The 13,231-nt window shown below is 59.3% G+C and carries 8 protein-coding genes and 1 other annotated feature; of the genes, 2 read left to right on the top strand and 6 right to left on the bottom strand.

The genetic code is table 11. The features are described from left to right. Window position 1: 1 nt before the first annotated feature. Window positions 2–6,154, bottom strand: a complete 6,153-nt coding sequence (locus ACR9ZQ_RS02970) for a HAMP domain-containing protein (RefSeq protein ID WP_481427271.1) — start codon at window positions 6,152–6,154, stop codon at window positions 2–4. Between the two features lie 538 nt (window positions 6,155–6,692). Further along, window positions 6,693–6,848, bottom strand: a complete 156-nt coding sequence (locus ACR9ZQ_RS02965; RefSeq protein ID WP_025668328.1) for an entericidin domain-containing protein — start codon at window positions 6,846–6,848, stop codon at window positions 6,693–6,695. Between the two features lie 543 nt (window positions 6,849–7,391). On the opposite strand from ACR9ZQ_RS02965, the gene ACR9ZQ_RS02960 reads away from it, so the two are divergent. Further along, window positions 7,392–8,204, top strand: coding sequence for a DUF1206 domain-containing protein (locus ACR9ZQ_RS02960; RefSeq protein ID WP_481426818.1), 813 nt, complete (start codon window positions 7,392–7,394; stop codon window positions 8,202–8,204). 379 nt (window positions 8,205–8,583) lie between these two features. On the opposite strand, the gene ACR9ZQ_RS02955 is transcribed toward ACR9ZQ_RS02960, so the two are convergent. Both ACR9ZQ_RS02955 and ACR9ZQ_RS02950 read right to left on the bottom strand, forming a co-directional pair. Then, window positions 8,584–9,171 carry a hypothetical protein gene (locus tag ACR9ZQ_RS02955; protein ID WP_481426817.1) on the bottom strand — a complete coding sequence of 196 codons (588 nt, stop codon included), beginning with the start codon at window positions 9,169–9,171 and terminating at the stop codon, window positions 8,584–8,586. Between the two features lie 120 nt (window positions 9,172–9,291). Then, a complete protein-coding gene (locus ACR9ZQ_RS02950; protein ID WP_310384673.1) occupies window positions 9,292–9,726 on the bottom strand; it encodes a hypothetical protein in 435 nt (144 codons plus the stop codon). Between the two features lie 429 nt (window positions 9,727–10,155). On the opposite strand from ACR9ZQ_RS02950, the gene ACR9ZQ_RS02945 reads away from it, so the two are divergent. Continuing rightward, window positions 10,156–10,434, top strand: coding sequence for an HU family DNA-binding protein (locus tag ACR9ZQ_RS02945; protein ID WP_310384674.1), 279 nt, complete (start codon window positions 10,156–10,158; stop codon window positions 10,432–10,434). Window positions 10,435–10,614: 180 nt separating this feature from the next. On the opposite strand, the gene ACR9ZQ_RS02940 is transcribed toward ACR9ZQ_RS02945, so the two are convergent. Further along, window positions 10,615–11,846, bottom strand: a protein-coding gene (locus tag ACR9ZQ_RS02940) for an IS3 family transposase (protein ID WP_112904619.1) whose coding sequence is annotated in 2 segments (ribosomal slippage) — window positions 10,615–11,555 and window positions 11,555–11,846 — 1,233 coding nt in all. Because the reading frame shifts where the segments join, the coding sequence is not laid out codon by codon here. Further along, window positions 11,446–11,562: a sequence feature (AL1L pseudoknot), on the bottom strand. (Overlaps the previous gene by 117 nt.) Window positions 11,847–11,893: 47 nt before the next feature. Continuing rightward, on the bottom strand, window positions 11,894–12,889 hold the full coding sequence (gene lov / locus ACR9ZQ_RS02935) for a blue-light-activated histidine kinase (RefSeq protein ID WP_481426816.1): 996 nt from the start codon (window positions 12,887–12,889) through the stop codon (window positions 11,894–11,896). Window positions 12,890–13,231 lie beyond the last annotated feature (342 nt).

Below are 13,231 nucleotides of genomic sequence, written 5' to 3'. Positions count from 1 at the left end.
CTCAACGGTGTAGCCACATGCGGAGCGCCGAGAGGAGCTGCTCCGTATTGACCGGCTTGGCCAGATAGTCCGATGCACCAGCCTCCAGACACTTCTCGCGGTCCCCCTTCATTGCCTTTGCCGTTAAGGCCACAATTGGAAGTCGCCGGAAAGTGGGGTCCGCGCGGATGACCTGCATTGTCTCATAACCATCCATACCCGGCATCATGATGTCCATCAGCACGATGGCCACTGACGGCTCGCCATTGATCACCTCGATCGCCTCGCTGCCGGTAGTCGCCGTAAGGACCCTCATGCCACGGCGCTCAAGCACGCTACTGAGCGCAAAGATATTGCGCGCGTCATCGTCGACGAGCAAAACGGTTTCACCAAATAGGTCCTCATCGGAACTATGCAGGTCTTCCAGCATGGCCTGTTTGGATGCCGGCATGTCCGCAACGACGCGGTGAAGGAAGAGCGCCGTTTCATCCAGAAGCCGCTCGGGCGATTCAACGCCCTTGACGACCACGCTTCGGGCCATGCTGTGAAGCCGAGCGTCCTCCTCGGGAGAGAGTTCGCGGCCCGTGAAGACAACGACAGGAATTTCGCCAATGTCGGTATCGTCACGCATTTTTTCCAGCACTTCGAAGCCCGACATATCGGGAAGCGTCAAATCGAGGACGACACAATCGGCAGGGTCGTTCCTAAGCGCGGCAAGAGCCTCCGATCCCGAGCCGACGCTGGCGATGTCTATGTCGTCATGGCCAAGGAGCGCCATCACACTGATCCGCTCAGCCTCGTTGTCTTCCACCAAAAGCAGGCGCTTGCGCCTCGGCTCCGTATAGGATCGCAGCCGCGATAGAGCCTTGACTAGTCCGTCGGGCGTTGTCGGCTTGCTCATGAACGCGAAGGCGCCCCGGGTCAATCCGTGTTGGCGATCCTCATCGAGACTGATGATCTGCACCGGAATGTGGCGGGTCTGGGCGTTCTGTTTGAGCTGGCTCAACACCGTCCATCCCAGCATGTCGGGAAGGAAGATATCAAGGGATATCGCAGCCGGCTTGTATTCCTGCGCCAGAGCCAGGGCGTCGGCGCCGCGCATCGCCACCAGAACCTTGAAGCCGGTGTCGTGCGCCAAGTCCTGCAGAACTCGGGCGTAATGGGGATCATCCTCCACGACAAGCAGAACCGTGTCGCCAGATGCGATGCGATCCCGGTCATCTTCGACATGTTCGGTCGGCTTGTCCGCCCGCCGGCTCGCTGCTGCATCCGCGAGTTGCACGATATTGTTCGATTTTGGAACCTCCTGTGGCGCTATGGTACCCGCACCAACATAGGTCAGTGGAAGATAAAGGACGAAGGTGCTGCCCGCGCCCGGAGTGCTTCGAAGCTGAATTTCCCCGCCGAGCAGGTTTGCGAGTTCGCGGCTGATGGCGAGGCCGAGGCCTGTGCCCCCATATTTTCGGCTTGTTGACGCGTCAGCCTGCTGGAAGGCTTCGAAAATGATGCGCTGCTTTTCCGGAGGAATACCGATGCCGGTGTCGGCAACCTCGAATGCGATGACGGACGGCGCGTGCCTTAGCGAAGAATGATCCGGAGACCATCCGCCGGCCACTGCATTCACACGAAGCGTGACCCCGCCCTCAGCCGTGAACTTGAAGGCGTTCGACAACAGGTTCTTCAAAATCTGCTGAAGTCGTTTGGAATCGGTGATGATGCTCCTGGCGACGTCGCCCCCGATTTCCACGCCGAATGTCAGGCCGCGGTTCTCCGCCTCGTGTCTGAACGGCCGGGCCATCACTTCAAGCAGGTTGTTGATGAAGATTTCCTCAGCGTCTACCGATACGGTTCCGGATTCGATCTTGGACAGGTCGAGGATGTCGCTGATGAGGTTGAGAAGATCCGTCCCCGCCCCATGGATCGTTTTGGCGAATTCGACCTGCTTACCCGAAAGATTTCCTTCCGGATTTTCCCCGAGTTGTTGACCGAGGATCAGGATGGAATTGAGCGGCGTGCGTAGCTCATGCGACATGTTTGCAAGAAATTCAGACTTGTATTTCGACGTCAGCGCGAGCTCGGCGGCCTGTTCTTCAAGAGCGCGACGGGCCTGCTCGATTTCCTGGTTCTTCGCCTCGACCTCGACATTGCGCTCCTCGAGCTGCTGGGCTTTCTGTTCGAGCTGCTCGTTGGTCTGCTGGAGTTCGCGCTGCTGGGTCTGAAGCTCCGCTGCAAGCTGCTGCGACTGCTTGAGCAGGCCTTCGGTCTGCATCGTTGCTTCAATGGAGTTGAGGACAATGCCGATGGACGTGGTCAACTGGTCCAGGAAGGAGATCTGCAGTTCCGTGAAATTGCCTGCCGAGGCAAGTTCGATAACCGCCTTGACCTGTCCTTCGAAATGGACCGGCAGGACTATGGCACTCCTTGGCAAGGCCGAGAATACGCCAGAGCTGATCGGGACGACATTGACGGGGAGGTCTGTGATCAGGATCCGCCGAGCGTCGCTGGCGCACTGGCCGACAAGGCCCTGACCGAACTCAAGTCGCGTGGGATGGGCAGTCTCCATCCCCTGCGCATAGACCGACAGCAGGGAAAGCATCCGCTGAGGGCCGTCATCGACCTGATAGATTACCCCTTGATGGGCTCCGACAAGCGGAGCAAGCTCCGAAAGCAGCATCTTTCCCACGAGTGTCAGGTCGCGTTGCCCCTGCAGCATGTTGGTGAAGCGGGCAAGGTTGGTTTTCAGCCAGTCCTGTTCTGTGTTGCGCTCGGTCGTCAGGCGCAGGTTTCCGATCATCGTGTTGATATTGTCTTTCAGTTCCGCGACCTCGCCGCGCGCTTCGACCTGGATGGACCGGGTCAGGTCGCCCTTGGTGACCGCAGTCGCGACTTCCGCAATCGCGCGCACCTGGGTCGTCAGGTTGGCGGCGAGCAGGTTTACGTTGCCGGTCAGGTCTTTCCAGGTGCCGGCCGTGCCTGGCACGTTCGCCTGCCCGCCAAGTCGGCCTTCGACGCCGACTTCACGCGCCACGGTCGTCACCTGGTCGGCGAAGGTGGCGAGCGTGTTGGTCATATTGTTGATGGTCTCGGCCAAAGCGGCGACTTCGCCCTTGGAGGCGACGGTGAGGTTCTGCTTGAGGTCGCCGTTGGCCACCGCCGTCACGACCTTGACGATGCCGCGCACCTGTTCGGTTAGGTTTGCGGCCATGACATTGACGGTATCGGTGAGGTCCTTCCAGGTGCCGGCGACACCCGGCACTTGCGCCTGTCCACCGAGCTTGCCTTCAGTGCCAACTTCGCGTGCGACACGTGTCACTTCGCCGGCAAAAGCGTTCAACTGGTCCACCATGGTGTTGATGGTGTTCTTCAGCTCGAGGATTTCACCCTTCACATCGACCGTGATCTTTCGGGAGAGGTCGCCGCGCGCGACGGCCGTCGTCACTTCCGCGATGTTGCGAACCTGGGTTGTCAAGTTTGCGGCAAGCAGATTGACGTTGTCGGTCAAGTCCTTCCATGTGCCAGCGACACCCGGAACGACGGCCTGTCCACCAAGGCGTCCGTCGGTGCCGACCTCTCGCGCTACGCGCGTCACCTCGCCCGCAAACGAGCGCAGCTGATCGACCATCGTGTTGAGGGTATCCTTCAGGAGCAGGATTTCTCCGCGCACGTCGACGGTGATCTTGCGCGACAGGTCACCATTGGCGATCGCGGTGGCGACCTCGGCGATATTGCGCACCTGTGCCGTCAGGTTGCCGGCCATGGAGTTGACGCTGTCGGTCAGGTCCTTCCAGGTGCCGGCGACACCTGGCACTTGCGCCTGACCGCCTAGCTTGCCTTCGGTACCCACTTCGCGTGCAACGCGCGTCACTTCGCCGGCAAAGGCGTTCAACTGGTCCACCATCGTATTGATGGTATTCTTCAGTTCGAGGATTTCCCCCTTCACGTCGACGGTGATCTTTCGGGAGAGGTCACCACGCGCCACGGCCGTCGTGACTTCGGCAATATTGCGCACCTGGCCGGTGAGGTTGGAGGCCATGGAGTTGACGTTTTCGGTGAGATCCTTCCAGGTGCCGGCGACCCCCGGCACCTGCGCCTGACCGCCGAGTTTGCCCTCCGTTCCCACCTCACGCGCCACGCGGGTCACTTCGGAGGCGAACCGGTTCAACTGGTCCACCATCGTGTTCAAGGTTTCCTTGAGCTCAAGGATTTCGCCCGAAACCGAAACAGTGATCTTCTTTGACAGGTCACCATTGGCAATTGCGGTTGAGACCTCCGCAATATTGCGCACCTGGGCCGTGAGGTTTCCGGCCATGGAATTGACCGAGTCCGTTAAATCCTTCCACGTACCGGCAACACCCAGCACGTTCGCCTGGCCACCCAGCCGCCCCTCCGTACCGACCTCGCGTGCGACACGCGTCACTTCGCCGGCAAAGCCATTCAACTGGTCAACCATCGTGTTGATGGTTTCCTTCAGCTCGAGGATCTCGCCCGAAACAGTGACCGTGATCTTCTTCGACAGGTCGCCCTGGGCGACGGCGGTCGCGACCTCGGCAATATTGCGCACCTGGGCGGTAAGGTTTGAGGCCATCGAATTGACCGAGTTGGTCAAATCTTTCCACGTGCCCGCAACGCCGCGAACATTCGCCTGCCCGCCGAGCTGTCCTTCCGTGCCAACCTCGCGCGCCACGCGCGTCACTTCGGAAGCAAAGGCATTGAGCTGATCGACCATTGTGTTGATGGTCTCCTTCAGTTCGAGTATCTCGCCCTTGACGTCGACGGTGATCTTCTTCGACAGATCGCCACTGGCGATCGCAGTGGAAACTTCAGCGATGTTACGCACCTGGGCGGTCAGGTTGCCGGCCATCGAGTTGACGTTTTCGGTCAAGTCCTTCCAGGTGCCAGCGACGCCCGTGACGTTGGCTTGCCCGCCAAGCCGGCCTTCCGTTCCAACCTCACGAGCGACACGGGTCACTTCCGACGCAAACGCGTTCAACTGGTCCACCATCGTGTTGATGGTTTCCTTCAGCTCAAGGATTTCCCCCGACACCGTGACGGTGATCTTCTTCGACAGGTCGCCGTTGGCAATTGCGGTGGACACATCAGCGATATTGCGGACCTGGGCGGTCAGGTTCGACGCCATTGAATTGACGTTGTCGGTCAAATCTTTCCAGGTACCCGCCACACCGGGAACCTGGGCCTGCCCGCCAAGCCGGCCTTCGGTACCCACTTCGCGCGCGACGCGCGTTACCTCGCCGGCAAATCCGTTCAGCTGATCGACCATCGTATTGATGGTCTCCTTCAGTTCCAGGATTTCGCCGGAGACATCAACCGTGATCTTGCGCGACAGGTCGCCACGCGCCACGGCGGTCGTTACCTGGGCGATATTTCGAACCTGAGCCGTCAGGTTCCCGCACATTGCATTGACCGAGTCCGTCAAATCCTTCCATGTTCCGGCGACGCCCGGCACCAGGGCCTGCCCTCCCAGTTTGCCTTCAGTTCCCACCTCACGGGCAACGCGTGTCACTTCGGACGCGAAGGAGCGAAGTTGGTCCACCATCGTGTTGATGGCCTCCTTGAGTTGCAGGATTTCGCCTCGCACGTCGACCGTAATCTTCTTGGAAAGGTCGCCGTTGGCCACCGCGATTGTAACGTCGGCAATGTTTCGCACCTGAGCGGTCAAGTTCGAGGCCATGGAATTGACACTTTCGGTCAGATCCTTCCAGACACCGGTCACCTCCGGCACTTGGGCCTGTCCACCAAGCTTGCCGTCCGTGCCGACTTCGCGCGCAACACGGGTGACTTCCGAGGTGAAGACGCTAAGCTGCTTGATCATCGTGTTGACGATGTCAGCAGAGCGCAAGAATTCCCCTTTCAGCGGTCGGCCGTCGACATCAAGCGGCACCGTCCGCAAAAGGTCGCCTTTGGCGACGGCGGTGATCGTTCGGGTGACCGCCGTCGTCGGCCAGAGAAGGTCTCCGATCAGCTGATTGATCGATCCTTCCATGTCCGACCACGATCCGTCCGAGAGACCAAATCGGACCCGCGTGCTCGTCTGCCCTTCCCGACCCACGACCTGGCCGACATGGTCGAGTTGCTGAGACATTCGCTGATTGGCTGCAATGATGTCGTTGAGTGCGTCGGCAACCTTGCCCGTCACACCCGTCAGATCCGAGGGCATTCGAACAGAGAAATCACCCCGTCTGACTGCGGTGAGGATTTCCAAGAGCGCGCTTGCGGAACGCTCGGAAATGCCATTCACCTCACGCTCGCTCCCACCGACGCTTCCAACCTCTTGACGCCCAATCCCAACGTTTTGATTGACCATGGAATCCCCCATTCTTCGATGGGCAAAATGTAGCGCGCAGGTGGAAAATTGGTATGGGGTTCCTCGCCCATCGCTGGACAGTAGGGTTTCGACATCTGGCGGATGTTTACGCGCCTTCCTGGGACAGAGGGCTTGAACGCGCAGCAACGAGAACGAATGAACTCGTCTCGCTCAAGGGGCTGCCAATGGCAGGTTTGAATTGACGCCGTTTACCGCCGGCAGACGGCGCTCGGTACGATAATTTCGCTTGGAGTGCTACGACACGTGCCGTCATCTGGGGTCAAAACGAATGGTGATGCCGGCTGGCACAAGGTCACCTTCATGGAACGTGCGCCTTCCTCGTGCCACCATATCCGTCGCTGAGGGCGGCTCGATGGCAGCTGCTGATCGCTTAGTGAGCCGCCGCATTGCCGACGCGATGGCCGGCGCTCTGCGTCGCATTCACAGTGTTTGCGGTATCTTTCCCCATGCCACGGATTGTGTTGGCGCAAGCGCTAAGCGAAAGCATCATGCAGACGGTGGCGGCGATTACGGAAGCGGTCTTCATTGGGATTCCCCTGTTGGTTGAACAGGGTCATAACCGTTGAAGAGCAGATGGGTTCCACAAGCTTGACGCAACCAAGACGCGGTAAGCCGCCATAATACTGCCTCCCAAGATTTTATCACGGTCAGCCTCGCCTTCGGGCGAGGCTTTTTTCTTGAGCGCCTCCAGGTCGATGCGAAGCCTTTGAACGATCGGGTTCAAGGCTTGGAACGCACCATCACGCGGTTAGAGCCCACGGATTTCAACGGCTGGCGTGGAGACATCGCGCGCAGCTGACCGTGCCTGATCGGCGACGTTGCGAAAATGGAATGTCGTGCGCTTCAGACCTCGAAGCACCTTCCATGCTGGTAGGACTGCCCTGTCGCAAAGGCCTATTTTAATCGCCGCACGCACGCACGCAGGTTGTGCCCCGCAGCGCGAGCAACGGTCGCCTGGAGGTAGGGGAAGACGACGGACAGATCGAAGTGCGCGAGCAATCGACCGGCGCCTGAAAACTTTTCGAGTGATGGCGCGTTAGCTGGTACGAACGTAAAGGACCCATCCGCCATGATCCGCCAATCTCGGTTCGATATGCTTGCCAAGTGCGGCTATGTTGCACGGGGTATCGTTTTCCTTCTTGTCGCCGGGCTAGCCCTATGTTCCGGTGTGGCCCCTGAAACGAAATCGGCCCTCGCGACCCTTCTGGAACAGCCTCTAGGCCGGGTCTGGGTGGCATCGATCGGTCTGGGTCTTTTGGGGTTTGTGGCCTGGAGATTGGCCCAGTCCGTCGCCGACACAGATGGTCATGGGTTCGGAGCGAAAGCCATGGCCATCCGGCTCGCATTGCTTGGCAGCGCAGTGACCTATCTCGCCCTGGCAAGCTACGCGCTCGGACATGCCCTTTTTCCTTCTGGCGGGCGTGAGGGCGCTGGTGAGAAGGGGCTTGCCCACTGGATCATGTCACAGCCGTTCGGTTTTTATCTTGCCGTAGCGGTGGGCCTCGGCTTCGTCAGCGGCGGCGCTATAACGGCTTCAAAGGGCATTACGGGGAAATTCGAGCGGTATCTGCGCCTTCCAGCCGTCAGCAAGGGTTTTCTTAGAGCCGTCTGCATCTATGGTCTCGTCTCTCGCGGCGTCGTTTTCGCTGTGACAGGCATGCTTTTCGTTTATGCCGGATTTCGGGTCGATCCGGAACAGGCTGGAAGTATGGGCGACGCGATGGCCTGGGTCCGGCAGCTCCCGTACGGGGCCATTCTTTATTTCGCTGCCGCAGCAGGTCTGGCCGCGTTTGGCATCTACAACCTTGTTGAGGCTCGATACCGGGTGATCCATAGACCTTCACTGGCAACGACAAAGCGGTCAATGCCGGCAATTCGATGAGTTCCACGGCCGTCTGTGGCCTCAAGGGTTCGAGAACGTCGGAGTAGCGCCGATACTGATAAAACGCGCACGAAATGGCCTTTTCGACAGGCAGGCGGCGGGGCAACGCCCTCTGCTTGCCTCCATTGAATGCGTTGCCGCGCCGGCCCAGAGGTGTCGGTGCAGGCCGCATCCTATGTTCCGACGAGAGTTCCAACCACCTGGCATGCGGAAACTCCGCGGCCACCCGGTCGGTGTAGGCAATAGCGTATCCGCCGGCGCGCATGTCATGGGCGATCGGAGCGCCTATGTTTCCGGAGATAGGACGTCGCGGATGTCGGTGGCAAACATCGCTCGTAAAGATTGAAGGCGGCCTGCCGTTCTGCGCCGGTCCGATGGCTCACTTGTCGTCATAGCGTTCGAGCAGGCGACGCAAATGTGCGTTCTGCTCAAGCAGTTTTGCTGAGAGCTGCGATCGCAGATCCTTAATTTCGAGTTCCAGTTCAATGGCCTCATCGAGGAACGTTTTTTTCTCCGCCGCTGGCTCTCCGGCCGCTTGTGTGACGCTAGATTGTTCCCCGCGATTTTCCCGCGTCCGAGCAGCCTTTGCCCTTTGCTTTTTTGTACCGCCCGGCGGAACTCCCGCGCCGTTTTCACCTGCGATGACGGTTGCGGTCGGCAAAGGTTGGTCATAAACCTTTAAAGCGCTGGCTTCTGACAGCTTGCCAACCAAAGGATCGGGTTGGTCCACCCGAGCGGGTGGCTCGGCCGCCGCACCAGCTGAACCCGACCGTTCACGCGCTTCGTTCTCATAAACGGTCAACTCAGATTCGATTACGGCTTCTATTTCCGTCCGCAGAGTTGGATCTTGCCGGTATTCCTCTGCTCGTGGATCGGGTATCGCCACGATTTCATCGGCCGGTGCACTCGCTTCTGTCGCCCTATGGCGCGACGCAAAGTCCTTGATTAGCTTCCACGGTGATCTCATCACCACCTCCCGACTCGTTTTCTTAGTGCCATAGTACCGAGCCGGAGACCGGGCTTGCAATGCGAGCCCGGTCCTTCGTCATAAAACAAGATCAAGCCCGGTGGACCGGTTTGTTGATGATCAAACCAATCCGAGCTTTTTGCGCAGATCGGCGTTCTCAGCGCGGAGCTTGTCGGAGAGCGCCTTGCGCAGCTTCTGGTTCTCTTCTTCGAGCTTCAGAAGATCCGCAAAACCGTCGGTTTCCGGCGGGGTGGCCTCGACGGCCTGCGGCGCAGGCTTGGCAGGCTGAGCCTTCGAAACCCTAGGCTTCTTTGCAGGAACAGATGCCTTGGTGACGGTTGCGGTCGCCGCCGGGGCAACGGACGCCGTGGGCGCCGCGGTCTTTTTCGCCGGGCCGCGGGTCTTTTTGACCGGAGCGCTCACCGACGTATCGGCAACCGCTTCAGCGGCGGTCTTGGGCTTACGCGGCGCTCGCGTCTTCTTTTCTCTTGTCTTCGAAGACGCATCTGCGGACGCGGTCTCGACTGCAGGGGTTGGGTTCGGATCATCTGCCATCGGTAAATCCTTGCGGTTAGTAAAGTCGCTCGACCATATCAGTCGCCGTCAATAATCGTTGAAGATTATTTCGAACTTATTGACGATAGTTCAGCTGTTTGCCAACCACCTCGCCCCGTCAGTCCGATGAACTGCCGACCCTATCACTGAAAATTACTGCCGTCCGGTTGGATGAGATAAGCGGACGAGTTCGATGGAGGAATGAACGAAAATCAGGAGCTGACGGATCGATGGACTGAAGGGTGACGCGAGAAGCCCGGCTATCTGCCTCATTTTCTGAAATTGGCACGAACAAGCACGCCAGAGGCGACGGATCGACTGGAAACTGTGGAAATCTCGCTGAACGAGCGCCATCGCCGGTGTCGCCTCCATGACAATGGACGCGGTCGGTGTCAGGGATTGCGCATCAACGACGATGCGGAGAACGACATGACGACGACCAACGAAATCGCAGACAAGATTGCTGGCGAACACGGTCTGACGAAGGTACAGGGTAAGGCGATCGTCGAGGCGGTCCTCGCCTCGATCACCGAGGCAGCTCTTGCCGGCAACGAAACCTCGCTGCCGGGCTTTGGCAAGTTCAAAGTCAAGGCGACGCCGGAGCGTGAAGCACGCAATCCCTCGACCGGCGCGACGATCAAGGTTGCGGCCGCAAAGAAGCTGACCTTCCAGCCGGCCAAGGCGCTCAAGGATGCGATGAACAAGTGATACGCGAAGAGCCTCGTCCGGTCAGGAGAGGCTCTAACGCTACGCATTTGATAACCCTGGGTTCGACGTTGCTTTCACCTGCCAAGTAAGCCGTTCTCAGGTGGTCAACTCCGCCGTTGGGATTTCAATGTCGATAAGCAGTGAACCGCCCCGGCTTTGCCGGAGACCGTTTGGTTTAAGTTATGCGGCCATGGCTGGTGCATCCAGCATGGCGTAGTAACGTTGTTCGGCTTCGGCTGGCGGGATATTCCCGATGGGCTCCAGAAGACGCCGGTGGTTGAACCAATCGACCCATTCGAGGGTGGCAAACTCCACGGCTTCGAAGTTGCGCCAGGGTCCTCTCCGGTGGATGACCTCGGCCTTGTAAAGACCGTTGATCGTTTCGGCCAGAGCATTGTCATAGGAGTCGCCAACACTTCCGACGGAGGGCTCGATGCCCGCCTCTGCCAGTCGTTCGGAATAGCGAATGGACACGTATTGAACACCGCGGTCGGAATGATGAATGAGCCCGCCGCGATGGACGGGCCGCCGATCATGAAGCGCCTGGTCCAGAGCATCGAGGACGAAACCCGCATGAGCGGTCCGGCTCGCCCGCCAGCCGACTATCCGGCGGGCGAAGGCATCGATCACGAAAGCGACGTAAACGAAGCCCTGCCAAGTGGCCACATACGTGAAATCGGAAAGCCACAGCCTGTTTGGCGCTGGAGCCTTGAACTGGCGGTTGACGCGATCGAGCGGGCATGGTCCGCCCTTGTCGGACACGGTGGTTTTGACGGGTTTGCCGCGAATGATGCCTTGAAGGCCCATCGCCCTCATGAGCCGAGCGACGGTGCAGCGGGCGATGTCGTAACCCTCTCGCTGCAACTGTCGCCAGACTTTCCGCACGCCATAGACCTGGAAGTTCTCGTTGAACACCCGGCGTATCTCGACTTTCATGGCGATATCATTCCGCTCGCGGGCCGATAAGCGGCCCACGTCCCTGCGCTTGGCAATGACCTCATAGTAGGTGGACGGGGCAATCGGCAGCAGTCTACAGATCGGCTCGACCCCGAGCACCGCGCGGTGTTCGTCGATAAAGGAAATCATCGCTTCAGTGGGCGGTCGAGCTCCGCCTGGGCAAAATATGCCGACGCCTTGCGCAAAATCTCGTTGGCCTGACGTAGCTCGCGGTTCTCCCGCTCCAGAGCCTTCATCTTCTCGGCCACATCGCTCGGCAGGCCTGCCCGCTTGCCACTATCGACCTCCGCCTTCTTCACCCACTCATTCAGTGTGTGCGCCGAGCAGCCGATCTTGGCCGCAATCGAAGATACTGCCGCCCATCGAGAACGATGCTCGGCTTCATGGTCCGCCACCATTCGAACGGCACGGGCGCGGACTTCAGGAGAGAATTTGTTCGTCGTCTTGCTTGCCATAGACCCTACTTCTCACGAGTTGGGGTCTCCGGTAAATCCGGGGCGGTTCACAGCCCTTCATCGAGCCAGTTTCTCTCAAGGCGCCCCTTGAGCTGTTTTTCGACCATCGCACCGACAATCACGGTACCAAATCCTCGTTTGGTCCATTTAGACGGAGCGTCGGCGCCGGTCTCCTGCCACCGGATGCTGAGGCCCCTGCCCGACTGCCCCGGCCTCCAACGGATGGAAAGTGTGCCCTGCTCGACGGCAAGGGCGCCATGACGGGCTGCGTTGACAGCGAGTTCGTGGAAAACGAGCGCAAGTGGCTGGACGATCGATGCCGGCAACCTGATGTCCGGCCCACTAAATGAAGCGCGGGCCGCTGCGAACGGCGCCACTTGTTGACGAATGAGTTCCTCAACGGAAATGCTTGTCCATCTTCGCTCAGCAAGCAAGGCGTGGGCACGGGCAAGCGCCTGCACGCGATGTTGGATCGCGGCGGCATAAAGTGCCGGGTTATCTGCATTGCTGAGGCGGACGATGCTATCGACTATCGCCAGGACATTCTTCGCGCGGTGATCGACCTCCCTCAGCAAGCGGTGCTCGGAGGCCTCCAGGGCTTCGACGCGGCGATACTCTGTCATGTCGATTTGAGATCCAAAATAATACAGGATCCGTCCATCGTCGCCGTGGATTGGACTTAGGTGCAGGCGATTCCAGAACGGCTCGCCGTTTTTCTTGTAGTTGAGGATCTCGACGTTGACCTCCCGCTCGTGGGCTATGCCTGCACGAATTTCTGCAACAGCTATAGGAGATGTCGCAGGCCCTTGCAGGAAACGACAGTTGCGGCCGAGCACCTCCTCGGCGCTGTAGCCTGTCAGTTCGAGAAATGATTTGTTTGCCAGTACAATCGGCAGATCGGGTGTACGCGCGTCTGTGACGACCATCGGCATCCTGGTGCGCTCGAAGGCGATGGCTGCCAGTTCTTTGCGATCGCCGTAGGCCGCCTCCGACGATGCGGAAGGCAAATCACCTTCGAGTTTTTTCGTTGAATGGCTTTTCATGCGTCCACGCTTGCGAAGAGATGGACCAATAACGCGGCGCGAGCTCCTTTGTTTCCGACACGGTCATTCAATGGGATTGCGGCGCGGGTCCTCCGAGACGTGTCTGACAACGTGTCACGTCCACGAAAACGTTCGGCCGCGCCGCTTTCCCACATCCGCTGTCCGGAAACCGCGCTGAAGACGGTGATTGGAACGCGAGAGGATCCCGGCAATGAGAAGGCGGATGAACCCCGCGAGTTTGTGAACGGACCCGACTTCCAGGACCCGCAGCAAGTTCATGGAGGTCGCAGGTTGCGTAGATGAGCGACGATAGTGCAGTGAATAATGGAAACGCGCAGCACG

This window comes from Rhizobium sp. KNZ14-9A (genome assembly GCF_056755015.1).
The sequence above is the reverse complement of the archived record's forward strand: the minus strand, read 5'-3'. Positions and strand labels throughout refer to the sequence as shown.